Origin of the sequence: Pseudomonas sp. NPDC089918 (assembly GCF_050280605.1) — a bacterium.
Classification (GTDB): domain Bacteria; phylum Pseudomonadota; class Gammaproteobacteria; order Pseudomonadales; family Pseudomonadaceae; genus Aquipseudomonas.
This window is the reverse complement of record NZ_JBNNVP010000030.1, coordinates 1-24315: the sequence shown is the minus strand read 5'-3', so window position 1 is coordinate 24315 and position 24315 is coordinate 1. Positions and strand designations below refer to the sequence as shown.

Genomic DNA, 24315 nt, shown 5'->3' with positions numbered 1-24315 from the left:
CTTGATCGTTATATAGTCCCGTCGAATCGGGAATAAGCTGTGGATAACTCTGTTGGTAACTTGTTAGCAGGCTTAAGGATTTCGCACCTTGTCCATCACCGCCAGGGAGCGCGATGCGTTAAGGACCAGCCCGTAGCTGAGCTTGTCGTAGGTGCGGAATACCATCAGCAGCCCGGCCCGCTCGTCGGGAATTTTCAATGGCTGACCGGTAATCCGGTCACGCACGGTTTCACCGGTTTTCATCACCACCAGCACATTGCCTTCGGCCAGGCCATCGCGCTGCCCTTTGTTCAGCGTGACGACATCCAGCGCGCCGATCTGGGTGACCCCACGCGGCACATCAATAATCAAGCCGTTGATTTCGGTTGTCGGGGCACTGGGCATGAAGGTCGAATTGATCGAGCGTTCTTCGCCGCCGAACAAGCGGTCGCCGAGTCGCACTTCCTGAGTGGTGCGTTGCAGGGCCAGGGTGGCGACGTCGCCTTCAGTGGCAATGATCTCGCCGCCACCGATGTCGTCGGCGTTGATCCCCAGAAACTCCTTGCTCTGCGGATCGGTGTAGACCTTGCCCTGACGGAAGATGCCGTACACCGGTTGTGCCGGGTCGAAATGGCCACGCGCGAAAATTCGATCACCGGTGCCACTGAGCACCCGTTCGGCATCGCCGGCGACGATGTAGGGCGCCCTGTCGAAATCCTCCGCCTTGTCGACGATGCGATTGCTCAGCAGAAAGCTGTTGATCGATTTCAGCGGGATGCTCGGAATGGCATCGGCCACCGGCGAGCTGCGGATTCGTGGCGAAAGCTTGATGGTGCCCCGGGAAGCGCCGCGATTGAGGGTCAGGCGTGGCTGACCGTTGACGTAGACCAGCGACAGCGTATCGCCCGGATAGATGAGATTGGGGTTTTCGATCTGTGGATTGGCCTGCCAAAGCTGCGGCCACTCCCATGGCTCACGCAGGTATTTGGCGGAAATGTCCCAGAGTGTGTCCCCTGCCACCACGGTGTATTGCTGTGGAAAACCTTCCCTGAGTTGCACTTGCCCATGCGCAAAACCGGCCGAGGCCAGAAGGAGCAAGGCGAGTAGTGATTTCCTCATGCGGTGAATCCCTTTATTATGTACGTTCGCGTGAAACGCCAGAGCCCTCGTGGCTCGCTTCCGGCTCATTATTGAAAAGCGGGAAGCTACGTTCACAACGGTAGCCTGCATCCTCGGACTCGCCAGGCCATCGACCCGACTTTACCTCACACGTGCAGCAATTGAGCTTATGGCCATTTTAGACATCCTCGAATTCCCCGACTCGCGCCTGCGTACTATCGCCAAACCAGTGGCTGTAGTGGACGACGAAGTGCGTCAGTTGGTCGATGACATGTTTGAAACAATGTATGAAGCGCCAGGCATCGGCCTCGCCGCGACCCAGGTCAACGTGCACAAACGTATCGTCGTAATGGACCTCTCCGAAGACCGCAGCGAACCGCGAGTGTTCATCAACCCCGAGTTCGAAGTCCTGACTGACGAGGTGGACCAGTACCAGGAAGGCTGCCTCTCGGTGCCGGGCTTCTACGAAAACGTCGATCGCCCGCAAAAGGTCAAGATCAAGGCCCAGGACCGCGACGGCCAACCGTACGAACTGATCGCCGAAGGCCTGCTTGCGGTATGCATCCAGCATGAATGCGACCACCTCAACGGCAAATTGTTCGTTGATTACCTGTCCACGCTCAAACGCGACCGGATCAAGAAGAAACTGGAAAAGCTCCATCGCCAGAACGCTTGATGCCCTTCTTTCAAAGGCTTGCTGCGGCAAGCCTTTTTCTTTTGCGACTGCTTTGTAATTGAGAGCTTCCCATGACTGAGCCACTGCGCATTGTCTTTGCCGGTACCCCGGAATTCGCCGCCGAACACCTCAAGGCTCTGCTCGACAGTCCTTACGAGATCGTTGCGGTCTACACCCAACCGGACCGTCCGGCAGGCCGTGGGCAGAAGCTGATGCCGAGCCCGGTCAAGCAGTTGGCTCTGGAGCACAACATCCAGGTGTTGCAACCACCGACCCTGCGCAACGAAGACGCTCAGGCTGAACTGGCCGCACTGAAACCGGATTTGCTGGTGGTGGTCGCCTACGGCCTGATCCTGCCGCAAGTGGTGCTGGATATCCCGCGCCTGGGTTGCATCAACAGCCACGCCTCATTGTTGCCACGCTGGCGCGGTGCGGCGCCGATCCAGCGCGCCGTCGAAGCGGGCGACAGAGAAAGCGGCGTGACCGTGATGCGCATGGAGCTGGGCCTCGACACCGGGCCGATGTTGCTCAAAGTCACCACGCCGATCAGCGCGGAAGACACCGGCGGCAGCCTCCATGATCGCCTCGCAGAGATGGGCCCACCGGCCGTGGTGCAGGCGATTGCCGGCCTGGCTGCAGGCACTCTGGAAGGCGAAGTGCAGGACGACAGCCTCGCCACCTACGCACACAAATTGAACAAGGACGAAGCACGCATTGACTGGAGCCGTCCGGCGGTTGAGCTGGAGCGTCTGGTTCGCGCCTTCAACCCTTGGCCGATCACCCACAGCACGCTGAACGGCGAAGCGCTGAAAGTGTTGGCTGCGAGCCTGGCCGAAGGGCAGGGCGCGCCGGGTGAAATCCTCAGTGCCAGCAAGGACGGCTTGGTCGTCGCCTGCGGTGAACAGGCGCTGTGCCTGACCCGTCTGCAATTGCCCGGCGGCAAGGCGCTGAACTTCAGCGACTTGTTCAACAGCCGTCGTGAGAAATTCGCCGTCGGCACCGTTCTCGGTCAAGCGGCGGACGCTCAATGAATCCACGTCTGGCTGCCGCCAAGGCTCTTGCTGCTGTTCTTAACGGAAAAGCCTCACTCAACAGTTCTCTGCCGACGCAAATGGACAAGGTCGAAGACCGCGATCGCGGCTTCACCCAGGACCTGGCGTTCGGCACGGCTCGCTGGCAGCCACGTTTGTCGGCGTTGGCGGCCAAGTTGCTGCAAAAGCCGTTCAAGGCAGCTGATGCCGATGTCGAGGCGCTGTTGTTGGTCGGTCTCTACCAACTGCTCTACACCCGGGTTCCGGCCCACGCGGCCATCGGCGAAACCGTCGGTTGCGCCGACAAACTGAAAAAGCCGTGGGCCAAAGCCTTGCTCAACGCCGTACTGCGCCGCGCCCAACGGGAAAGCGAAGCGCTGCTGGCCGAGCTGGAACACGACCCGGTGGTGCGCACTGCTCACCCGCGCTGGCTGCAAAAATCCCTCAAAGCCTTCTGGCCTGAGCAGTGGGAAGCCATTTGCGCGGCGAACAACGCTCACCCGCCGATGATTTTGCGGGTCAACCGTCGCCATCACACCCGCGATGCTTATCTCGGGTTGCTGACTGACACTGGCATCGCTGCCAAGCCCTGCGTTTACAGTCAGGACGGCATCATCCTCGACGCAGCCGCCGATGTGCGCAGCCTCCCGGGTTTCGCCGAAGGCTGGATCAGCGTGCAGGACGAAGCCGCGCAACTGGCCGCCGACCTGCTGGACCTGGCGCCAGGCCAACGGGTGCTGGACGCCTGCTGCGCACCGGGCGGCAAGACCTGCCACATCCTTGAAGCCGAGCCCAAACTGGCCGGCGTGGTGGCGGTGGATCTGGAAGCCAAGCGTCTGGTGCGGGTGCGGGAAAACCTTGCACGCCTGGGCCTGAGCGCCGAACTGATCGCCGCCGACGGCCGCGACACCGCGACCTGGTGGGACGGCAAACCGTTCCAGCGCATTTTGCTGGACGCGCCGTGCTCGGCCACCGGGGTGATCCGTCGTCACCCGGACATCAAACTGACCCGCCAACCCGATGACATCGCCGCGCTGGCGGTGCTTCAGGGCGAGCTACTCGATGCCATGTGGATAACGTTGGAAGTGGGCGGCATTCTGCTTTACGCCACCTGCTCCACGCTGCCAACCGAGAACACCGAAGTCATCGAAGCGTTCCTCGCTCGCACACCGGGTGCCCGTGAACTCGACATCGCCAGTCAGGCCGGCATCAAGCAGCCCCATGGTCGCCAATTACTGGCCCAGGAAGGCGGCCACGACGGGTTCTACTACGCCAAGCTGATCAAGATTGCCGCCGCGCGCGGTTAACCGGTTTTAAGGGAGTGACTGGATGAAAATCATCATCCTCGGCGCAGGGCAGGTCGGCGGTTCGCTGGCGGAACACTTGGCCAGCGAGGCCAACGACATCACCGTGGTCGACACCGATGGCGAACGCCTGCGTGACCTCGGCGATCGGCTGGACATCCGCACCGTGCAGGGTCGCGGTTCGCTGCCGACCATCCTGCGTCAGGCCGGCGCCGACGACGCCGACATGTTGGTTGCAGTGACCAACAGTGACGAAACCAACATGGTGGCCTGTCAGGTCGCTCACACTCTGTTTCACACACCGACCAAGATCGCCCGGGTCCGCGAAGCCGCGTACCTGACCCGCGCCGAACTGTTCGATAACGAAGCGATTCCGGTCGACGTGCTGATCAGTCCGGAGCAAGTCGTTACCAACTACATCAAGCGCCTGATCCAGCATCCGGGTGCGTTGCAGGTAATCGACTTCGCCGAAGGCAAGGCGCAACTGGTGGCAGTGAAAGCCTATTACGGCGGTCCGTTGGTGGGTCAGCAATTGCGCCAGTTGCGTGAACACATGCCGAACGTCGAAACCCGCGTTGCGGCGATTTTCCGTCGTGACCGGCCGATCCTGCCCCAGGGCGATACGGTGATCGAGGCCGACGATGAAGTATTTTTCATCGCCGCCAAAGCGAACATTCGCGCGGTGATGAGCGAAATGCGCCGCCTTGATGAGAGCTACAAACGTATCGTCATCGCTGGCGGCGGGCAGATTGGCGAGCGCTTGGCCGAGGCCATCGAAAGCCGTTATCAGGTGAAGATCATCGAGATGAACCCGGCCCGCTGCCGCCATCTCTCGGACACCCTCGACAGCACCGTGGTGTTGCAGGGCAGTGCCTCCGACCGCGACCTGCTGATCGAGGAGAACATCGCCGACGCCGATATCTTCCTGGCGCTGACCAACGACGACGAAGCCAACATCATGTCGTCGCTACTGGCCAAGCGCCTGGGCGCGAAGAAGGTGATGACGATCATCAACAACCCGGCCTACGTCGACCTGATCCAGGGTGGCGACATCGACATCGCCATCAGCCCGCAATTGGCGACCATCGGCACCTTGCTGGCCCACGTGCGGCGCGGCGATATCGTCAGCGTGCACTCATTGCGTCGAGGTGCGGCGGAAGCCATTGAGGCCATCGCCCACGGTGATTCGAAGTCGAGCAAGGTGATCGGCAAGGCCATTGAAAACATCGGCCTGCCACCAGGAACCACCATTGGCGCGATCATCCGCGACGAAGAAGTGATCATCGCCCACGACAACACAGTGATCGAAGCTGGCGACCATGTGATTCTGTTCCTTGTGGATAAGAAGCATATTCGGGATGTGGAGAAGCTGTTTCATGTGGGGTTGAGCTTCTTCTGATGATCGTTCCCACGCTCTGCGTGGGAATGCCTCAACGGACGCTCCGCGTTCGGCTTTGAATGGGACGCAGAGCGTCCCGGGCTGCATTCCCACGCGGAGCGTGGGAACGATCACTGACTGAGGAAGCACCATGATCGAATCCCTGGAAAAAATGCTCGCCAAGGGTGTGGATAACTCGCTGCTGCGCTTCGGCCTGGGCAAGGGTTATCTGGATCTGGGTGAAAATGCCAAGGCCGCAGAGCATTTCCAGCGCTGCGTCGAGTTCGATCCGAAGTATTCGGCGGCCTGGAAGCTATTGGGCAAGGCCCATCTGGCGCTGGCGGATTACGCGGCGGCACGTCAGGCCTGGGAACAGGGCCTGGAAGCCGCCCGCAACCATGGCGACAAACAGGCCGAGAAGGAAATGACGGTGTTTTTGAAAAAGCTTGAGCGTCAGGCGCACTGATCAGAGGCAACTCAGGCCAAAGATCAAAAGATCGCAGCCTGCGGCAGCTCCTACTGGGTGTACGCCGCGCCTTTTGTAGGAGCTTGCGATCTTTTGATTTTTACCGGGGATTATCCACAGCAGCATCAGTACCAGCGTTCTTCGCCTGGCGGACGCTTCTTGAAGCGCTTCATGCTCCACATGTACTGGCTCGGATAAGCCCGCACATAGCGCTCGACCACTTGGCTCATCGCCGCGCAGGAGGTTTCGGTATCGGTGCTGTACATAGCCTCCGGGGCGGCTTCGAGGATCACTTTGTAACCCGAACCGTCCGGTAGCCGCAGGGCATGCAGGAACACGCCGACCGCTTTGCCGCCGGCCAGCATGTTTGGCACGAATTTACTGGTCAGGGCCTGAGTGGCGAAGAACGGCACGAAGATCCCGGCGGATTCGGCCGGTTCCGGGTCAGCCGGAATGCCCACTGCCCCCCCTTTGCGCACTTCCTTGATCACGCTGAGGATGCCTTCCTTGGTGGAAGCGGCTACTCGGTTACCCAATTGCACCCGCTGCTTGCGCAGCAACTCATCCACCGCCTTGAGCTTGGGCGGACGGTAGAAAATGATCGGTTTGCACTGGTTGCAATAGAAGTGGTTCAACACTTCCCAGTTGCCCAGATGGCTGGTGATACCGACCACGCCTTTGCCGGAGGCGAGGGCGTCTTTAAGCACATCGAGACCTTCGACTTCGCGCACCAGGTCGATGGAACGCTGGGCCGGCCAGATCCATGCGCAGGCGCTCTCGGTCAGGGACTTGCCGATGTCTTTCAGGCTCTGTCCGACTAAACGCTCGCGTTCGGCCGGGTCCATCTGCGGGAAGCACTTGGCGAGGTTGATCCGCACCACGTCGCGGGAACGGTTGGGGGTTTTCCACATGATCCAGCCAATTGCTGAACCCACCGCCTGCACTGCCCGCCAAGGAAGCAGGGCAAACAGACGCAGAGCGCCTACCAGCAAGGCGCCTTTCAACTTATCCACAGGTCACTCCTGATCTTGTGCTGTGCGCGAGGCGGCTATTCTAACCGCCGTTCGCCAAGGTGGCGTAGCGATCGCAATCCCGGGTGTGGTCCATGACCATGCCCGAGGCCTGCATCAACGCGTAACAAATGGTCGGGCCGACGAACGTGAATCCGGCTTTTTTCAGGCCTTTGCTCATCTCGACGGCAACCGGTGTCACGGCCGGCACTTCACTGCGATCCTTGAAATGATTGATCACAGGCGTGCCACCGACGAACGACCAGAGAAACGCCACCGGGTCCTCCAGCGCCAGCCAGGCCTGGGCATTACGCCGGGCCGCGTTGAGTTTGAGGCGATTGCGGATGATCCCCGGATCGAGCATCAATTCATCGATTTCCGCATCGCTCATCTGTGCCACACGCTGCACGTCGAAGCCAAACAGCACCTCGCGATAACGCTCTCGTTTGCGCAACACAGTGATCCAGGAAAGCCCGGCCTGGAACCCTTCGAGCAAAAGCAACTCGAACAAACCCTGCGCATCGCGTAGCGGCGTGCCCCACTCCTGATCGTGATAAGCCATGTACAGCGGATCTTCGGTACACCAAAAGCAGCGTGGCATAAGGCTCCAGGGGGCGTGCGCAGGTTCGAATCGGGTATACTCCCGCTCTTTAAATCGCAGCCCAAGAAACAGGTGAATTTCGTGAGCCAGCCTACGCCAGCCGTGCGTACCTTCCAAGACTTGATCCTCGCCCTCCAGCAATACTGGGCCGAGCAAGGTTGTGTGGTACTTCAGCCCTACGATATGGAAGTAGGCGCCGGCACTTTCCACACTGCCACGTTCCTGCGCGCCATCGGCCCGGAAACCTGGAACGCCGCTTATGTGCAGCCCAGTCGTCGCCCGACTGACGGCCGCTACGGCGAAAACCCGAACCGTCTGCAGCACTACTACCAGTTCCAGGTAGTCCTGAAGCCGAACCCGGACAACTTCCAGGAACTGTACCTGGGCTCCCTCAAGCACGTGGGCCTCGACCCGCTGGTGCACGACATCCGTTTCGTCGAAGACAACTGGGAGTCGCCAACGCTGGGCGCCTGGGGTCTGGGCTGGGAAGTCTGGCTCAACGGCATGGAAGTGACGCAGTTCACTTACTTCCAGCAAGCGGGCGGCATCGAGTGCTACCCGGTGACCGGCGAGATCACTTACGGTCTTGAGCGTCTGGCCATGTACCTGCAAGGCGTGGACTCGGTCTACGACCTGGTCTGGGCTGACGGTCCGTTCGGCAAGGTGACCTACGGCGACGTGTTCCACCAGAACGAAGTGGAGCAGTCGACCTACAACTTCGAACACGCCAACGTCGAGAAGCTGTTCGAGTTGTTCGACTTCTACGAAAGCGAAGCCAAGCGCCTGATCGAACTTGATCAGCCATTGCCGTTGCCGAGCTACGAAATGGTGTTGAAGGCTTCCCACACCTTCAACCTGCTGGATGCGCGCCGGGCGATCTCGGTGACCGCGCGTCAGCAATACATTCTGCGTGTACGCACCCTGGCGCGTTCCGTTGCGCAAGCCTACCTGCTGGCTCGCGCCAAGCTGGGCTTCCCGATGGCGACCCCGGACCTGCGTGATGAAGTACTGGCCAAGCTGGAGGCTGCACAATGAGTGCTCAAGATTTTCTGGTTGAACTGGGCACCGAAGAACTGCCACCCAAAGCCCTGAATACCCTGGCCGAAGCGTTTATGGCCGGTATCGACAAAGGCCTGCAAGCTGCCGGCCTGAACTACGAAACCAAAACCGTCTACGCCGCGCCACGTCGTCTGGCCGTGCTGATCACCGCGCTGGCGACCCAGCAGCCGGATCGCAGCATCAACCTCGACGGCCCGCCACGTCAGGCCGCGTTCGATGCCGAAGGCAACCCGACTCAAGCAGCCCTGGGCTTCGCCAAGAAGTGCGGCGTCGACCTGAGCGAGATCGATCAGAGCGGTCCAAAACTGCGCTACAGCCAAAGCATCGCCGGCAAGCCGACCGCGAGCCTGATGCCGACCATCGTTGAAGACTCCCTGAACGACCTGCCTATCCCCAAGCGCATGCGCTGGGGTGCTCGCAAAGAAGAATTCGTTCGCCCGACCCAATGGCTGGTGATGCTGCTTGGTGACCATGTCATCGACTGCACCATCCTTGCCCAGAAGTCCGGCCGCGATTCCCGTGGTCACCGCTTCCACCATCCTGAAAGCGTGCGCATCACCTCGCCGGCCAACTACCTGAGCGATCTGCGTGCGGCTTATGTGCTGGCCGACGCCAACGAGCGTCGCGAGCTGATCAGCAAGCGCACCGAAGAACTGGCGACGCTGCAGGAAGGTACGGCGATCGTGCCACCGGGCCTGCTCGACGAAGTGACCGCGCTGGTTGAATGGCCGGTGCCGCTGGTGTGCTCGTTCGAAGAACGCTTCCTCGACGTGCCGCAAGAAGCGCTGATCACCACCATGCAGGACAACCAGAAATATTTCTGCCTGCTGGATGCCGACGGCAAGTTGCTGCCTCGTTTCATTACCGTGGCCAACATCGAAAGCAAAGACCCGCAGCAGATCATCGCCGGTAACGAGAAAGTGGTTCGCCCACGCCTGACCGACGCCGAGTTCTTCTTCAAGCAAGACAAGAAGCAAAAACTCGAAGAGTTCAATCTGCGCCTGCAGAATGTGGTGTTCCAGGAAAAACTCGGCAGCGTCTACGACAAGGCCGAACGTGTTTCCAGACTCGCCGCGTTCATCGCTCAACGCATTGGTGGCAACCCGGCCTGGGCTTCCCGTGCCGGCCTGATGTCCAAGTGCGACCTGGCGACCGAAATGGTCGGCGAGTTCCCGGAGATGCAAGGTGTCGCCGGTTACTACTACGCCCTCAACGACGGCGAGCCGGAAGAAGTCGCCCTGGCGCTGAACGAGCAGTACATGCCGCGCGGTGCCGGTGCTGAACTGCCGACCACCCTGACCGGTGCGGCCGTGGCCATCGCCGACAAGCTCGACACGCTGGTGGGTATTTTCGGTATCGGCATGTTGCCAACCGGGAGCAAAGACCCGTACGCCCTGCGCCGTGCTGCGCTGGGTGTGTTGCGGATCCTGATCGACAAGAAGCTCGACCTCGACCTGAATGACGCCGTGGCGTTTGCCGTGAATGCGTTCGGTACCAAGGTGAAGGCTGCCGGCCTGAATGACTCGGTGCTGGAATTCATCTTCGATCGTCTGCGTGCCCGTTATGAAGACGAAGGCGTTGATGTCGGGACTTACCTGTCGGTCCGTGCCCTGAAGCCGGGTTCGGCGCTGGATTTCGATCAGCGTGTACAAGCGGTAGAAGCGTTCCGCAAATTGCCGGAAGCCGCTGCGCTGGCCGCGGTGAACAAGCGCGTTTCGAACTTGCTGAGCAAGGTCGAAGGCTCTGTTCCTTCGGTCGTTGAAGCCAAGTACTTCGACAACGCCAACGAGTTCTCTCTGTACTCGGCGATCCAGCAGGCTGACCAGGCTGTCCAGCCGATGGCTGCGGCGCGTCAGTACAGCGAATCGCTGGCACGTCTGGCTGCCTTGCGCGAGCCAGTGGATGCATTCTTCGAAGCCGTAATGGTCAACGCTGAAGATGCCAAGGTCCGCGCCAACCGTTATGCGCTGCTGTCGCGTCTGCGTGGGCTGTTCCTCGGCGTCGCTGACATTTCGCTGCTGGGTTGAGGGGTTGCTGTTGAAACTGCTGATTCTCGATCGGGACGGAGTGATCAATTACGACTCCGATGCGTACATCAAGTCGGTGGAAGAGTGGATTCCGCTGCCCGGTTCGATCGAAGCGATCGCGCAGTTGAGCAAGGCCGGCTGGACGGTGGCGGTCGCTACCAACCAGTCGGGCATCGCTCGCGGCTATTACGACATCGCCACCCTGGATGCCATGCACGCTCGCTTGCGCGAGCTGGTGGCGGAGCAGGGCGGTGAAGTCGGGCTGATCGTCTATTGCCCGCACGGGCCAGACGATGGCTGCGATTGCCGCAAGCCAAAACCCGGGATGTTGAAAACCATCGCCGCGCATTACAACGTTTCGCTGACGAATCTATGGTTCGTCGGCGATACTCTCGGTGACCTGGAAGCCGCCAAAGCCGTCGACTGTCAGCCAGTTTTGGTAAAGACCGGGAAAGGCGAAAAGACTCAGGGCAAGACCCTACCGGCAGGCACCTTGATTTTTGACGATCTGGCGGCGATTGCCGCGGAACTTATCCACAACTAAGGCTCTTCTGACATCCTGGCCAAGGACTGATCGGGAGTGCGCTTGAATAGGCGGGCAATGCCCGCAACGGTAAATGTCGCCATGTCGATACTGCAGGCCATCAGAACTTTCCTCTTTTACCTGCTGCTGGGCACCAGCTCTTTGCTCTGGTGCACCCTGAGCTTTTTTATCGCGCCGTTTCTGCCGTTCAAGGCGCGCTATCGCTTTATCAACGTGTACTGGTGCCGCTGCGCCTTATGGCTGAGCAAAGTCTTTCTGGGTATCCGTTACGAAGTGAAGGGTGCCGAGAACGTGCCTGACCAGCCCTGCGTGATTCAGTCGAACCACCAGAGCACCTGGGAGACATTCTTTCTCTCGGCTTACTTCGAGCCGCTGAGCCAGGTGCTCAAGCGCGAACTGCTCTATGTTCCGTTCTTCGGCTGGGCCATGGCCATGCTGCGACCGATCGCCATTGACCGTGGCAATCCGAAAGCTGCGCTCAAGCATGTGGCGAAGAAGGGCGATGAGCTGCTCAAGGACAAGGTCTGGGTACTGATCTTCCCGGAAGGGACTCGCGTTCCCTATGGCACGATCGGCAAGTTTTCCCGCGGTGGCACCGCGTTGGCCGTCAATGCGTCATTACCGGTACTGCCGATTGCGCACAATGCCGGCAAGTTCTGGCCAAAAACCGGGTGGGCAAAGAAGCAAGGCGTGATCACCGTGATCATTGGCGCGCCGATGTACGCCGAGGGTAACGGGCCGCGAGCCATTGCCGACCTGAATGATCGGGTGCAGGCCTGGAACGAACAGATGCAGCGCGAGATGGGTTCGCTGCCAGCAGCCCCGGCGGCACCCAACGCCACCGATCAAGTGACTGTCTGAGATTCTGTGGATAACCTGTGTACCGTTTTGTTGAAAAACGTCGTTTTTAGTTTTTAAGCTTATGATTTACATACATATTTCTTAAGCAAATAAAATGTCGAAAAAGGTGCATAAGTTTATTTCGGACGTAAAAAAACCGGCTGATATAGCCGGTTTTTTTATGCTCGCTGAAAACGTCTGGATTACTCGCTCAATAGCGGTAACTGGATGCTGAACGTCGAGCCTTGTCCCACCACGCTACGACAGGAAATCCTCCCGCCATGACGATCCACCACCGCCTTGACCATGGACAAACCCAGTCCCAGGCCGTCACTGTCGTGAGCCGAGGTAAAACGCCGATACTGACTGAACAACTCAGGAAGTTCATCGACAGCAATCCCTCGACCCTGATCGGCGATCTCGCACAGTAGCCAACCTTCGGCATAACTCACCCGCACTGAGATCCGCGAGCCCGCCGGACTGTACTTGATGGCGTTTTCCAACAGGTTGAACAGAGCCCGTGTCAGTAGCGATTGATCGGCCAGGACCAGCGCTTCAGCGTCTTCGTCGAGGTCATGCAGTAATTGAATGTTCTTCAGATGAGCGATGCTCGAGGCCTGGTCGAAGGTATCGAGTAACAACATCGCGAACATGCTCGGCTGAAACTGATAGGCCTCGGACTCGGCTTTTGCCAACTGCACAAAAGCCTCGGTCAGGTTCAGCGCCTTGCGCACTTGTAACTCGATCTGACTGAACACTTGAGTGTCGCCGGACACCTGATGCCGCTGAACATCGAGCAAGGCCAGTATCGCCGAATGGGGAGCCCTGAGGTCATGGGACAAAAAACGCAACAACACGGCTCGCTGTTCTTCGGCGTCCCGCTCGACGCTCAAGTCAGTGAGGCTCAGTAGCCAGCCAATCACGGAGTCACCCTCGGCCGGCAACAGCGGCGCCAGGTCCAGACGCAGGCTGCGTGCCTGGGTGTCACGAAACTCCAGCGGCTCCAGGGTCGACAACGCAGATGGCATTCCGTTGGACGGCACCGGGTAACCCAAGTCGCTCAGTTGCTCGAGCATGTCCTCGCCCACCAGGCCATGACAAAACACTTCTCGAGCCTTGCGGTTGGCCAGCAGAATGCGCCCTTGCGGATCGCTGATCAGCGTCGCCACCGGCAGGTATTCAAGTCCATCGGCGATGAAACGTCGGGTGTCGCGGGTCCGGCTCATGGCCTGCTCCAGCGCGACGATTTGCCCTTGCAGCACATCGCCGGCCGGGGCCTGGGTCCGACGACGTTCGGGAAAGACTTTTGGCTCGCCATCCAGGCGTGCCAGTTCCCAGCCGAAATAGGCGAGCACCGCGTTCAGCCTTCGCCAATTCCAGATCAGGTAGCCCAGCATCATCCCTAGCAGGCTCGCCGCCGGTGACCACCACCAGCCGAGCCGCAACAGTACACCCGAGCCCAGCAGAGCTGCCGCCATTGCACCCAAAGTCAGCCATAAGGCGCGACGCGGACGCACCAGCAACAGGCCCAGCAACTCACCGACAATCATCACCGACAGCAACGCCGCCAAGCGCTCATCGAGCACCACGATGTTGCGCTGTTGCAGCAGCCCATTGAGGATATTCGCCTGGATCTCGATGCCCGGTGTGGTGCCGATGCTGGCCGATTGCGGCGTCACGTAGCGGTCGCCCAAGCCTGGAGCGGTCGAGCCGATCAGGATCAAGCGATCGCGCAACAACTCGGGCGGGACTTCGCCGCGCAATACGCTGACGTAGGGCACCGTGGGAAAGCCCGCGTCGGAATGTATGAAAGGAATCCGTATTTCGTGGGCTCGCTGCCAGCCCTGCGCCGATGGCAGGGCCGGAGTACCAGGCATCGGTACATTTCCCTTGTCGGTAAGGGATTCTTCGTACAGCAGCCAGGCCAGTTGCGGGCGTGCTTTTTGCGCCGGGCCTTCGCTTAAATACACGCTGCGCACGATCCCATCAGCGTCCGCTTCGGCATTGATGTGCCCGACGCCTTTGGCGCAATGGCTCAGCGCAGCCACCGGTTCAATTTCCCCCAAGGGTTGTCCATAACGTGCGACGCCTTCGCGCAGCAACGGCACAAAAACATTCCCGGTTCGACAGGTCGCCTGGGCCAAAAGCTGATCGTTGCCGGGATGGCTATCGGGCTCGCTGAAGATAACGTCGAATAGAACGCCTTTAACGTTCGCGGCGCCGAGCCGATCCAGCAGTTGCGCGTGCATGGCCCGCGACCACGGCCATTGGCCAAGCTGCTGCAAGCTATAGTCATCGATCGTGACGATGAGTATTCGTGGGTCTACCGGCAGCGGACTCAGCCGGCGCAGGTTGTCATACAGCAGATTGCTCAGGGCCAGCCCCTGATTCATGGACAGCATCGCCGTCAGCGGCAACAGGATCAGACAGACCCACAGCCACTCGCGCACCATCCGCTGAAACAACCGCTGAGCCTGGGTCGGCTCGCGGTCATCCTTCCTTGGTCGTCTCTTCATCGGTCGTCGGCCAGGGCGCTATTGGACACGCGTGGTCCTGGGGTAATAGAAAATGTCATACACCCCGGTCTCTCCCTCTAACCCCTGAGCGTCATAGGCCGACAGGCGAACATGGTAGAAAAACGCTTTCAGCCCGCTGAATTTGACCTCTGGCGTACTGGAAAACTGCTCTTGCTTGATGTCCAGAAAGGCTGCGTCGGTAGCCACTTGCGCCCGATAACGCGTGGCCCCTTCGATGGGTTTCATGATCAATTGCCACACAGGCACATTACCCGTCTGACCGGCTTGCCCCAACAAACGTGGGGCAGGTAGCAAGTCGATCGGCGTCAATGTGCCTTGTTTCTGAATACGTAAACCCTGACGGGCCATGACCTGGACCTCGTCTTCAGGGCTCTGAGTCCGTTTGGCAGCCGACCGGGCAGGGCGGGAGCCCGACGTTTCCTCATCACGGTTGACCGCCACGTGTCCGTTCAGAACCTCCAGCAGCGCCTCGCCACCGTCATCGTTGCGCACCCGAAAGTGCGTGCCTCGTACGCCCAGTACACCGACCGGCGTGACGATCTGAAAGCGATCATGGTCGCTGGGACGTTTGATCACATACGACTCAACCTGGCCCTGCTCTAGAATGACCTGAGGGATCGAATGTTCTTCATTGAGATGCAGGGTGATATGGGAACTGGAGGGCAACACCACCCGCGAGCCATCACCCAGGGACAGGCTGACAAATGCCGAAGGCGAGGTTTTGACGCCTTCCTGCTCGTCGATCGACATACCTTCCTGCAGTGGCGTCTGCTTGCCTTTGGCATCCAGCTTCCAGGCTTCGCCGGTCAGATGCTCGACAGTCGCCGGCAGCGGTTGACCACGGCATTGTTGGTTTTGATCGATATAAGACAGACGTTTTGCCGAGGCGACAGCACTCTGGGCGAACAATCCCATCAGGCCAACCATCAGTAAGATACAGACGCCAGAACGGCGTGAGAGCAATAAGGTCATGGGGTTCATGGATTGGCTTTTATGCTCTTATGGAAATCATGCCGGGAAACGCACACAAGTATTTGACGCACGATACCTGAGCGGACGCTCTGGCAGATAGCCATGGGAGCAAAGGATATTGGAGATGACACATCCCTGTGTCGGAACCGAGCAGGCACTCCGTGTGTTTCCCCTGAGCAGGCTACCGCCGAAAACCGGCAATCGATGGGCCTGCAAAGTGACTTGGCGCTCCCTGCGCCGGAGCACATCCCAATGCCCCTGTGCCGCTCAGCGACAACGAATTTACCGGCATAAATGACCTTCGCAGCAATTCGCCACAATTGTTCAGATTCGATCAATCAGCCTAAACTCCCGTAGGAATTTTCACTTTGCACTAACGAGATGAAGGAAACACTCGGCATGCGTGTCGCAATACTGGATGACGAGCCCGCTGAACTGCGCCGGGTTGAACAGACACTGCGACAGATCCCCGTCACGGGTGAGCAGGCGTGGACGCTGCATTGTTTCGAGCGGGGAGAGGACTTGCGACGGCAACTCCGGCGGGAGACCTTCGATTTGCTGATCCTCGATTGGCAACTGCCCGATATCAGCGGTCTGGCTTTGTTGCGTTGGACCCGTGAACACATGGATGTGCCACCGGCCGCGATCATGCTCACCAGTCGCGATACCGAAAGCGATATCGTCCAGGCGTTGAACGCCGGGGCCGACGATTACGTGAGCAAACCGTTTCGTCCCAATGAGCTGATGGCTCGGGTCAGCGCGGTGCTTCGTCGGCATGGGCTGCAACGCGCCGCGGCCACCGAAATACTGACCTTCAATGACCTTGAATTCGACGACGCCGAACTCACCGTCACCCGCGCCGCCACCCCCATCAGCCTGACCGAACGGGAATACCGGCTCGCTCGCTGCCTGTTCGCCAATCTGGGCCGACCTTTGTCCCGCGAATACTTGTATGAGCGCTTTTGGACCCACGAAGAAATAGTATCTTCCCGCCCGCTGGATACTCATATTTATCGCCTGCGCAACAAGCTGGGCCTGACGGCCGATCGCGGTTGGCAACTGCTGACGATTTACGGGTATGGGTATCGGCTCGAGAGCGTGGCCACTGCTAGCGAATGACGACCTTTCGACGATCAATAAAAAAGGCCAACGCTAAGCGTTGGCCTTTTTTATTTTAGCGGTCCTGCCGGATCAGAAGTCCAGGTTGGAAACCGCCAAGGCGTTACTTTCGATGAAGTCACGGCGAGGTTCGACCGCATCACCCATCAGGGTGTTGAAGATCTGGTCTGCGCCAATGGCGTCTTCGATGGTCACTTTGAGCATCCGGCGCTGGCTCGGGTCCATAGTGGTTTCCCACAGCTGATCCGGGTTCATTTCGCCCAGACCTTTGTAGCGCTGGATGGTATGACGCTTGGTGCTTTCAGCCATCAGCCATTCAAGGGCTTCCTTGAATTCGGTGACCGGCTTCTTGCGCTCGCCTCGCTGGATGTACGCGCCGTCGTCCAGCAAGGTGCTCAATTGAGCGCCCAACGACACAACAGTCTTGTAATCGTTACTGCCGAAGAAATCGCGGTTGAAGGTGATGTAGTTCGACAGGCCGTGGGAGATCAGCTCGACCTCTGGCAGCCAGACGTTACGTTCACGGTCTTCACGCAGGCTGGCTTTGTAAACCAGGCCGGATTTCTCGACGGTGCGCAGGCGAACTTCGAACTGAGCCATCCAATCCTGCATCGCTGCGTGATCGGACAGTTGCTCCATGCTCACCGCTGGCAGGTAGATGAAGTGCTCGGTCAGTTCCTGCGGGTACAGGCGCGACAGACGCTTGAGGGTCTTCATCACCAGACGGAAGTCATTCACCAGACGCTCAAGCGCTTCGCCGGAGATACCCGGAGCTTCTTCGTTCAGGTGCAGGCTCGCGTCTTCCAGGGCCGACTGCGTCATGTACTCTTCCATGGCGTCGTCGTCTTTGATGTATTGCTCTTGCTTGCCTTTCTTGACCTTGTACAGCGGCGGCTGGGCGATGTAGATGTAACCGCGCTCAATCAACTCCGGCAACTGACGGAAGAAGAAGGTCAGCAGCAGGGTACGGATGTGCGAACCGTCGACGTCAGCATCGGTCATGATGATGATGTTGTGATAACGCAGCTTGTCGATGTTGTACTCGTCGCGGCCAATGCCGCAGCCCAGCGCGGTGATCAAGGTGCCCACTTCTTGCGAAGAGATCATCTTGTCGAAGCGTGCCTTCTCGACGTTCAGGATCTTGCCCTTGAGCGGCAGGATGGCCTGGGTGCGACGGTTGCGTCCCTGCTTGGCGGAGCCGCCAGCAGAGTCACCTTCCACGAGGTACAGTTCGGAAAGGGCAGGGTCTTTTTCCTGGCAGTCAGCCAGTTTGCCCGGCAAGCCGGCGATGTCCAACGCGCCTTTGCGGCGGGTCATCTCACGGGCCTTACGCGCTGCTTCACGCGCACGCGCCGCGTCGATCATCTTGCCGACGACCAGCTTGGCTTCGTTCGGGTTCTCCAGCAGGAAGTCAGAGAAGTACTTGCCCATTTCCTGTTCAACCGCGGTCTTCACTTCGGAAGACACCAGCTTGTCTTTGGTCTGGGAGCTGAACTTCGGATCCGGCACTTTTACCGAAATGATCGCTGTCAGGCCTTCGCGGGCATCGTCACCGGTGGTGGCAACTTTGTGCTTCTTCGCCAGACCTTCAGCTTCGATGTAGGTGTTCAGGTTACGCGTCAGTGCGGAACGGAAACCCACCAGGTGAGTACCGCCATCGCGCTGTGGAATGTTGTTGGTGAAGCACAACAGGTTCTCGTTGAAGCTGTCGTTCCACTGCAGGGCGATTTCAACGCCGATGCCGTCTTCACGCTGGATGTTGAAGTGGAACACCTGGTTGACCGCAGTCTTGTTGGTGTTCAGGTATTCAACGAACGCACGCAGACCACCTTCGTACTTGAACAACTCTTCCTTGCCGCTGCGCTCATCCTTGAGGACGATGCCGACACCGGAGTTGAGGAAGGACAGTTCGCGAATCCGCTTGGCCAGGATGTCCCAGCTGAAGTGGATGTTCTTGAAGGTTTCAGCCGAAGGCTTGAAGTGGATCTGGGTGCCAGTGGTTTCGCTTTCGCCAACGATTTTCATCGGCTCTTGCGGAACACCGTGGACATAAGTCTGTTCCCAGATTTTTCCGCTGCGGCGAACGGTCAGGATCAGTTCTTTGGACAGTGCGTTCACCACCGACACACCTACACCGTGCAGACCGCCGGATACTTTGTAGGAGTTGTCGTCGAACTTACCGCCGGCGTGCAGCACGGTCATGATGACCTCGGCCGCCGAGACGCCTTCTTCTTTGTGCACGTCTACCGGGATGCCACGACCGTTGTCGCGAACGGTGATGGATTCGTCCGGGTGGATGATGATGCTGATGTCGTCGCAATGGCCGGCCAAAGCTTCGTCGATCGAGTTATCGACCACCTCGAACACCATGTGGTGCAGACCACTGCCATCGTCAGTGTCACCAATGTACATACCGGGACGTTTGCGTACGGCATCCAGGCCTTTCAGCACTTTAATGCTCGTTGAGTCGTACGTATTTTCTTCGCTCAATGCCTTCACTCCCGATGGTCGTGGGTCTGTGTGATACGGCCCTGTTCCACGTGGAACAGAGCGACTGGCGTTTCCGTCTGCCAGCCTTCCCTCAATAATTCGTGATCTACACAGGTGATAAAGACCTGGCAGCGTAAGTCTTCCAGCAAGCGGCAAAGCGCGCGACGGTGATGCTCGTCCAGTTCGGACGGCAGGTCATCCACCAGATAAATACACTGGCCGCGACGGGCCTGGCTAACCAAGTGCCCTTGGGCGATCCGCAATGCACAGACCACCAACTTCTGCTGGCCACGAGACAAGATGTCCGCGGCGTTATGTGCGCCCAATCTAAGACGCAAATCAGCGCGTTGTGGTCCGGCTTGGGTATGACCCATTTGCTGATCCCGCTGAAGGGACCCGGCGAGCACTGCACTCAACTCACGGTCTTTGTCCCAACCTCGGTAATAGCTGAGCGTTAAGCCCTCAAGCTCAACCAGTTCGCTCAAGGTCTGTTCAAAGACTGGTTTCAAGGCTTTGATGTAAGCGCGGCGGTATTCATCTATTTCAGCGCTGGCCTGGCACAGTTCCCTGTCCCAAACCGCTTGCGAAACGGCGTCAAGTGTACCATGTCGCAGCCAAGAGTTTCTCTGGCGCAAGGCCTTCTGCAAGCGCTGCCACGTGGACATGAATCGGGGTTCCACGTGGAACACACCCCAGTCGAGAAACTGTCGGCGAATCTTCGGCGCACCTTCCAGCAGGCGGAAGCTGTCCGGGTTGATCAACTGCAACGGCAGGATCTCTGCCAGTTGCGCAGCACTTCGCGCGTTCTGCCCATCAATGCGGATCTGGAACTCACCCTGCCGGTCACGAGATATCCCCAACGCGCTGTGTCCACCCTCGGCCAGTTCGACCTGGCCAAACACAGTACACGCCAATTGCTCGTATTGAATGACGGGTAATAGACGGCTGCTACGAAACGAACGGGCAAGCCCGAGCAGATGAATGGCTTCCAGAACACTGGTTTTGCCGCTGCCGTTGGCGCCGTAAAGAATGTTGATTCGGGGGGAAGGGGAGAAGGTCACCGGGTGCAGATTGCGCACCGCGGTGACCGAGACGCGACTTAAGGACATCTAGGTTCTGCTGAGCATGTTTACAGACGCATCGGCATGACAACGTAAGCCGAGTCGTCGTTGTCGGACTCTTGTACCAGCGCACTGCTGTTGGAGTCGGACAGGATCAAGCGAACCTGCTCGGTGGTCATCACGCCCAGTACGTCGAGCAGATAGCTCACGTTGAAGCCGATTTCCAGAGAGCCGCCGTTGTACTCAACGCCCACTTCTTCTTCCGCTTCTTCCTGCTCCGGGTTGTTCGCCTGGATCTTCAGCTGACCATTGGCCAGTTGCAGACGGATGCCACGGTACTTCTCGTTGGACAGAATCGCGGTACGGCTGAACGCTTCACGCAAGGCTTGGCGATCGCCGAGTACCAGCTTGTCGCCGCCTTTAGGCAGAACACGCTCGTAGTCAGGGAATTTACCGTCGACCAGTTTCGAGGTGAAGGTGAACTCGCCGGTGGTGGCGCGGATGTGGTGCTGGCCCAGCACAATGCTGACGTTGCCGTCCGGTTCGGTCAGCAGACGCGCCAGTTCCAGAATACCTTTGCGCGGTACGATCACCTGATGACGATCCGGCTGACCGATATCGGCCTGCATCGAACACATGGCCAGACGGTGACCGTCGGTGGCCACGGCGCGGATGATCCCGGCCGAGACTTCCAGCAGCATGCCGTTGAGGTAATAACGTACGTCCTGCTGCGCCATGGCGAAGCTGGTGCGTTCGATCAAACGACGCAGTTTGCTTTGCTCAAGGCTGCAGGTCAGCGAGCCCGGGCCTTCTTCCACCGTCGGGAAGTCATTGGCCGGCAGGGTCGAAAGGGTGAAGCGGCTACGGCCGGCCTTCACCACGAGCTTCTGCTCATCGACCTTGATGTCGATCAGCGCATCGTTCGGCAAGCTCTTGCAGATGTCCATCAGCTTGCGCGCAGGCACAGTGATGGAGCCCGGGTCCGCAGGCTCTTCGAGTTGCACACGACCGACCAGCTCGACTTCCAGGTCGGTACCGGTCAGCGACAATTGCTGGCCTTCGACAACCAGCAGCACGTTGGAGAGCACCGGCAAGGTCTGTCGGCGCTCGACGACGCCTGCGACCAGTTGCAGGGGTTTCAACAGGGCTTCGCGTTGAATGGTGAAATGCATGGTCTAGTCCCTTGCCTTAATAAGCTGCGCTGGTGTTCATCAAGTAGTCAGTGTACGCAGCAGGTTCTTATAGTCCTCGCGGATGTCCGCGTCGGATTCCTTAAGCTCGTTGATCTTGCGGCAGGCGTGCAAAACAGTCGTGTGATCGCGGCCGCCAAACACATCGCCGATTTCCGGCAGGCTGTGGTTGGTCAATTCCTTGGACAACGCCATGGCGACCTGACGCGGACGTGCTACCGAGCGTGAACGACGCTTGGACAGCAGGTCGGAGATCTTGATCTTGTAATACTCGGCGACGGTGCGCTGAATGTTATCCACAGACACCAGTTTGTCTTGCAGCGCCAACAAGTCTTTCAGGGATTCGCGAATCAGCTCGATGGTGATATCGCGGCCCATGAAGTGCGAGTGGGCGATCACGCGTTTGAGCGCGCCTTCCAGTTCGCGGACGTTGGAGCGAATACGCTGGGCAATGAAGAACGCCGCGTCGTGTGGCAGATCGACTTTGGCCTGGTCGGCCTTTTTCATCAGGATCGCCACGCGGGTTTCCAGCTCCGGCGGCTCGACGGCAACCGTCAGGCCCCAGCCGAAACGTGACTTCAGGCGCTCTTCAAGGCCTTCGATTTCTTTCGGATAGCGGTCACTGGTAAGAATGACCTGCTGGCCACCTTCAAGCAGGGCGTTGAAGGTGTGGAAAAACTCTTCCTGGGAGCGTTCCTTGCGGGCGAAGAACTGAATGTCATCGATCAGCAACGCATCCACCGAGCGGTAGAAGCGCTTGAACTCGTTGATCGCATTCAGCTGCAAGGCCTTGACCATGTCCGCAACGAAACGCTCGGAATGCAGGTACACAACCTTGGCATTCGGATTCTTCTTTAACAGGTGGTTACCCACAGCGTGCATCAAGTGGGTTTTACCCAAGCCGACACCGCCATAAAGGAAGAGCGGGTTATAGCCGTGCTTGGGGTTGTCCGCCACCTGCCAGGCCGCAGCCCGGGCCAGTTGGTTGGACTTGCCTTCGACGAAGTTCTCGAAGGTGAAGGTGCGGTTCAGGTAGCTGGTGTGCTTGAGTGCGCCTTCGACCTGCACCGTACGCTGTTCGGAGCGAACCGGGGCTTGTTGCGAACTGGCACCGGCCATTGGATCGAAGCTGTCGCGGGACGGCTCTTCACTGACTTCAGCAACCTTTTGTGTCGCACGTTTGGTCGATGCAGCTGCCGGGGCTGGCGCTGGAGCGCTGACAGGCGCTTGAGCGGCCTGAGCCTGAGACGCCGCGGCGGCCAATGGAGCATTAGGTGCCGCACGCGGTGCCGAACTGCGTTTGCTGCCTATTAATAAGGAGAGCGCCGGCGCCAGGCCATTGCCATGCTCATCGAGCAGTTCAAGGACGCGACCCAGGTACTTTTCATTGACCCAATCGAGAACAAAACGATTCGGCGCGTAGACACGCAGCTCGTCGCCTTCGGCTTCGACCTGTAGTGGACGGATCCAAGTGTTGAATTGTTGGGCAGGCAGCTCATCGCGCAAAAGCTCTACGCACTGCTGCCAAAGTTCCACTGACACGGATATCCCCTAAGTTGAAAGCCGGTGAGGCAAAAACAAGCAGTCATTGTAGCGACCAGTCGTCCACTTATCCACATGCAGGTTGCGCACAGGGCATGATTTATCAATGCGTTAACCCTCGAAAAGAAGACCAACGGTATGTGCATAAGCTCTGTGGATAACCGCCCATGAGGGCACTGGACAAGTGGGGGCGAAACTCGGTGGATAAGCTGCTTGTGGATAACTAGCCTTTCCACACACAGCTTATCCGACAGCGCAGCACAGGCTGACCACCGTTTTCCACCGTAGTTGTCATTCTCTGTACATCGCGGTTTAGAAGGGCTAAAGGCAGTTATCCACAGACGAACGTGCCTCTAGCTTTTATAAGCTTTACAGAAAAGCTTTAAATAATTCCCTTCTTTATTTCTATATCTAGCGAACGACCTTCGTCGAGCAAATCGTCTGGAGATCTATTTATAAGGAAACGCTGGTTGGAAATTGACCTAGAGGCTTGCTTTCTCTAGAATCCCCGGTCTCTTAAAACGGGGGCCATTCCGGCCCGTTGTGGACGAACCAGGTAACACGACAATGAAACGTACTTTCCAACCAAGCACTATCAAACGCGCTCGTACCCACGGTTTCCGTGCTCGCATGGCTACCAAGAACGGTCGTGCCGTCCTGTCGCGTCGTCGCGCCAAAGGTCGTGCGCGTCTGGCAGTTTGATAATCCGGCACTGGAGGTGAGTCAGGACTTCAGTCGGGAAAAGCGTCTGCTTACTCCCCGGCATTTCAAGGCAGTCTTTGACTCCCCTACCGGCAAGGTTCCGGGGAAAAATCTCCTGCTCCTTGCGCGCAATAACGATCTTGATCACCCCCGTCTCGGGCTGGTTATCGGGAAAAAGAGCGTAAAGCTCTCCGTCGAGCGCAATCGCCTCAAACGTCTGATGCGCGAATCGTTTCGCCTGAACCAGGATTTACTGGTCGGTTGGGACATTGTTATCGTCGCGCGCAAAGGTTTGGGTGACGTAGAAAGCCCCGAATTGATTCAGCATTTCGACAAGCTCTGGAAACGTCTGGCACGCAGCAAGCCGGTACCAGCAGTCAAAACCGAAACTGTAGGGGTAGACAGTCCCGATGCGTAAACTGGCACTCGTTCCGATCCAGTTTTATCGCTATGCCATCAGTCCCCTGATGGCCAGTCACTGTCGTTTCTACCCCAGTTGTTCCTGCTACGCGTATGAAGCCATAGAAAATCATGGCCTTCTGCGCGGTGGCTGGCTGACCTTTCGTCGTTTAGCCGATCACGCTCCAGCAGTGGCTTGAGGTAGAAGCCGGTATGCGACTGCTTCATCTCGGACACTTCTTCAGGCGTTCCGACGGCAATGATCTGCC

At 58.6% G+C, this 24315-nt stretch carries 21 protein-coding genes and 2 pseudogenes; 13 read left to right on the top strand and 10 right to left on the bottom strand.

The window, feature by feature from the left end:
* Nucleotides 1–72 precede the first annotated feature (72 nt).
* Nucleotides 73–1098, bottom strand: coding sequence for a LysM peptidoglycan-binding domain-containing protein (locus tag ACQKPC_RS20420; RefSeq protein ID WP_427626053.1), 1026 nt, complete (start codon nucleotides 1096–1098; stop codon nucleotides 73–75).
* 169 nt (nucleotides 1099–1267) lie between these two features.
* Here ACQKPC_RS20420 and def point away from each other — a divergent pair, with 169 nt between their 5' ends.
* From def to ACQKPC_RS20395, 5 genes are all read left to right on the top strand, one after another.
* A complete protein-coding gene (def, locus tag ACQKPC_RS20415) occupies nucleotides 1268–1774 on the top strand; it encodes a peptide deformylase (protein WP_007902944.1) in 507 nt (168 codons plus the stop codon).
* Nucleotides 1775–1845: 71 nt separating this feature from the next.
* On the top strand, nucleotides 1846–2805 hold the full coding sequence (gene fmt / locus ACQKPC_RS20410; protein ID WP_427626052.1) for a methionyl-tRNA formyltransferase: 960 nt from the start codon (nucleotides 1846–1848) through the stop codon (nucleotides 2803–2805).
* On the top strand, nucleotides 2802–4112 hold the full coding sequence (gene rsmB / locus ACQKPC_RS20405; RefSeq protein ID WP_427626051.1) for a 16S rRNA (cytosine(967)-C(5))-methyltransferase RsmB: 1311 nt from the start codon (nucleotides 2802–2804) through the stop codon (nucleotides 4110–4112). The genes fmt and rsmB overlap by 4 nt, the downstream gene beginning before the upstream one ends.
* A 22-nt stretch (nucleotides 4113–4134) precedes the next feature.
* A complete protein-coding gene (trkA, locus tag ACQKPC_RS20400; RefSeq protein ID WP_008076315.1) occupies nucleotides 4135–5508 on the top strand; it encodes a Trk system potassium transporter TrkA in 1374 nt (457 codons plus the stop codon).
* A gap of 130 nt (nucleotides 5509–5638) precedes the next feature.
* Nucleotides 5639–5953 (top strand): tetratricopeptide repeat protein, encoded by a 315-nt coding sequence (locus tag ACQKPC_RS20395; RefSeq protein WP_008007911.1) that lies wholly within the window; start codon nucleotides 5639–5641, stop codon nucleotides 5951–5953.
* A gap of 125 nt (nucleotides 5954–6078) precedes the next feature.
* Here the strand turns inward: ACQKPC_RS20395 and ACQKPC_RS20390 are convergent, their stop codons facing one another.
* Together ACQKPC_RS20390 and tag are read right to left on the bottom strand one after the other, a co-directional pair.
* The gene (locus ACQKPC_RS20390) at nucleotides 6079–6966 is read right to left on the bottom strand and encodes a lysophospholipid acyltransferase (protein ID WP_008007909.1); all 888 of its coding nucleotides are present in this window, start codon (nucleotides 6964–6966) and stop codon (nucleotides 6079–6081) included.
* Between the two features lie 40 nt (nucleotides 6967–7006).
* Entirely contained in the window at nucleotides 7007–7564 is a 558-nt protein-coding gene (gene tag, locus ACQKPC_RS20385) for a DNA-3-methyladenine glycosylase I (protein ID WP_007902964.1), read from the bottom strand.
* Nucleotides 7565–7645: 81 nt separating this feature from the next.
* On the opposite strand from tag, the gene glyQ reads away from it, so the two are divergent.
* The 4 genes from glyQ (at nucleotide 7646) to ACQKPC_RS20365 (ending at nucleotide 12055) form a co-directional block, all read left to right on the top strand.
* Nucleotides 7646–8599, top strand: a complete 954-nt coding sequence (gene glyQ / locus ACQKPC_RS20380) for a glycine--tRNA ligase subunit alpha (RefSeq protein ID WP_003213601.1) — start codon at nucleotides 7646–7648, stop codon at nucleotides 8597–8599.
* Nucleotides 8596–10650: a glycine--tRNA ligase subunit beta gene (gene glyS / locus ACQKPC_RS20375; protein WP_427626050.1), complete on the top strand. Its 2055-nt coding sequence runs from the start codon at nucleotides 8596–8598 to the stop codon at nucleotides 10648–10650. Before glyQ ends, glyS begins: the two co-directional genes overlap by 4 nt.
* Nucleotides 10651–10654: 4 nt before the next feature.
* Nucleotides 10655–11194 (top strand): D-glycero-beta-D-manno-heptose 1,7-bisphosphate 7-phosphatase, encoded by a 540-nt coding sequence (gene gmhB, locus ACQKPC_RS20370; protein WP_162830932.1) that lies wholly within the window; start codon nucleotides 10655–10657, stop codon nucleotides 11192–11194.
* An 81-nt stretch (nucleotides 11195–11275) separates the two neighbouring features.
* Nucleotides 11276–12055, top strand: a complete 780-nt coding sequence (locus tag ACQKPC_RS20365; RefSeq protein WP_427626049.1) for a lysophospholipid acyltransferase family protein — start codon at nucleotides 11276–11278, stop codon at nucleotides 12053–12055.
* A 182-nt stretch (nucleotides 12056–12237) separates the two neighbouring features.
* Here ACQKPC_RS20365 and ACQKPC_RS20360 read toward each other — a convergent pair whose 3' ends face one another.
* Nucleotides 12238–14550, bottom strand: coding sequence for a CHASE2 domain-containing protein (locus ACQKPC_RS20360; protein ID WP_427626048.1), 2313 nt, complete (start codon nucleotides 14548–14550; stop codon nucleotides 12238–12240).
* Between the two features lie 18 nt (nucleotides 14551–14568).
* Nucleotides 14569–15486, bottom strand: a complete 918-nt coding sequence (locus ACQKPC_RS20355; protein WP_427626047.1) for a FecR family protein — start codon at nucleotides 15484–15486, stop codon at nucleotides 14569–14571.
* A gap of 456 nt (nucleotides 15487–15942) precedes the next feature.
* Between ACQKPC_RS20355 and ACQKPC_RS20350 the strand changes: the two genes are divergently transcribed.
* Complete coding sequence (locus ACQKPC_RS20350) at nucleotides 15943–16662, top strand: response regulator transcription factor (RefSeq protein WP_427626046.1); 720 nt, start codon at nucleotides 15943–15945, stop codon at nucleotides 16660–16662.
* A 72-nt stretch (nucleotides 16663–16734) separates the two neighbouring features.
* Here ACQKPC_RS20350 and gyrB read toward each other — a convergent pair whose 3' ends face one another.
* From gyrB to dnaA, 4 genes are read right to left on the bottom strand one after another with little or no spacing between them, the layout of a single operon-like run.
* Nucleotides 16735–19152 (bottom strand): DNA topoisomerase (ATP-hydrolyzing) subunit B, encoded by a 2418-nt coding sequence (gene gyrB / locus ACQKPC_RS20345; RefSeq protein ID WP_007902994.1) that lies wholly within the window; start codon nucleotides 19150–19152, stop codon nucleotides 16735–16737.
* 5 nt (nucleotides 19153–19157) lie between these two features.
* On the bottom strand, nucleotides 19158–20261 hold the full coding sequence (gene recF, locus ACQKPC_RS20340) for a DNA replication/repair protein RecF (protein ID WP_008007898.1): 1104 nt from the start codon (nucleotides 20259–20261) through the stop codon (nucleotides 19158–19160).
* A 20-nt stretch (nucleotides 20262–20281) separates the two neighbouring features.
* Nucleotides 20282–21385, bottom strand: a complete 1104-nt coding sequence (dnaN, locus tag ACQKPC_RS20335) for a DNA polymerase III subunit beta (protein ID WP_007903001.1) — start codon at nucleotides 21383–21385, stop codon at nucleotides 20282–20284.
* Between the two features lie 39 nt (nucleotides 21386–21424).
* Entirely contained in the window at nucleotides 21425–22945 is a 1521-nt protein-coding gene (dnaA, locus tag ACQKPC_RS20330; protein WP_008007897.1) for a chromosomal replication initiator protein DnaA, read from the bottom strand.
* A gap of 567 nt (nucleotides 22946–23512) precedes the next feature.
* Here dnaA and rpmH point away from each other — a divergent pair.
* The 3 genes and pseudogenes from rpmH to yidD form a co-directional block, all read left to right on the top strand.
* Nucleotides 23513–23647 carry a 50S ribosomal protein L34 gene (rpmH, locus tag ACQKPC_RS20325; protein WP_003213577.1) on the top strand — a complete coding sequence of 45 codons (135 nt, stop codon included), beginning with the start codon at nucleotides 23513–23515 and terminating at the stop codon, nucleotides 23645–23647.
* A 16-nt stretch (nucleotides 23648–23663) separates the two neighbouring features.
* Nucleotides 23664–24065, top strand: coding sequence for a ribonuclease P protein component (gene rnpA, locus ACQKPC_RS20320; protein WP_038983561.1), 402 nt, complete (start codon nucleotides 23664–23666; stop codon nucleotides 24063–24065).
* Nucleotides 24058–24219: pseudogene (yidD, locus tag ACQKPC_RS20315) on the top strand (membrane protein insertion efficiency factor YidD); the annotation flags it as partial. The gene rnpA and the pseudogene yidD, both read left to right, overlap by 8 nt.
* A gap of 1 nt (nucleotide 24220) precedes the next feature.
* On the opposite strand, the pseudogene ACQKPC_RS20310 reads toward yidD, so the two are convergent.
* Nucleotides 24221–24315 (bottom strand): annotated as a pseudogene (locus tag ACQKPC_RS20310) (hypothetical protein); the annotation flags it as partial.

Bases quoted from the DNA above. Each gene is read 5' to 3' on its own strand.
- ACQKPC_RS20395 (WP_008007911.1), top strand. From the start codon at position 5,639: ATGATCGAATCCCTGGAAAAAATGCTCGCCAAGGGTGTGGATAACTCG.
- ACQKPC_RS20355 (WP_427626047.1), bottom strand. From the start codon at position 15,486: ATGGGATTGTTCGCCCAGAGTGCTGTCGCCTCGGCAAAACGTCTGTCT.
- recF (WP_008007898.1), bottom strand. From the start codon at position 20,261: ATGTCCTTAAGTCGCGTCTCGGTCACCGCGGTGCGCAATCTGCACCCG.
- rsmB (WP_427626051.1), top strand. From the start codon at position 2,802: ATGAATCCACGTCTGGCTGCCGCCAAGGCTCTTGCTGCTGTTCTTAAC.
- glyS (WP_427626050.1), top strand. From the start codon at position 8,596: ATGAGTGCTCAAGATTTTCTGGTTGAACTGGGCACCGAAGAACTGCCA.
- ACQKPC_RS20360 (WP_427626048.1), bottom strand. From the start codon at position 14,550: ATGAAGAGACGACCAAGGAAGGATGACCGCGAGCCGACCCAGGCTCAG.
- ACQKPC_RS20365 (WP_427626049.1), top strand. From the start codon at position 11,276: ATGTCGATACTGCAGGCCATCAGAACTTTCCTCTTTTACCTGCTGCTG.
- def (WP_007902944.1), top strand. From the start codon at position 1,268: ATGGCCATTTTAGACATCCTCGAATTCCCCGACTCGCGCCTGCGTACT.
- rpmH (WP_003213577.1), top strand. From the start codon at position 23,513: ATGAAACGTACTTTCCAACCAAGCACTATCAAACGCGCTCGTACCCAC.
- ACQKPC_RS20420 (WP_427626053.1), bottom strand. From the start codon at position 1,098: ATGAGGAAATCACTACTCGCCTTGCTCCTTCTGGCCTCGGCCGGTTTT.
- dnaN (WP_007903001.1), bottom strand. From the start codon at position 21,385: ATGCATTTCACCATTCAACGCGAAGCCCTGTTGAAACCCCTGCAACTG.
- fmt (WP_427626052.1), top strand. From the start codon at position 1,846: ATGACTGAGCCACTGCGCATTGTCTTTGCCGGTACCCCGGAATTCGCC.
- trkA (WP_008076315.1), top strand. From the start codon at position 4,135: ATGAAAATCATCATCCTCGGCGCAGGGCAGGTCGGCGGTTCGCTGGCG.
- ACQKPC_RS20350 (WP_427626046.1), top strand. From the start codon at position 15,943: ATGCGTGTCGCAATACTGGATGACGAGCCCGCTGAACTGCGCCGGGTT.
- tag (WP_007902964.1), bottom strand. From the start codon at position 7,564: ATGCCACGCTGCTTTTGGTGTACCGAAGATCCGCTGTACATGGCTTAT.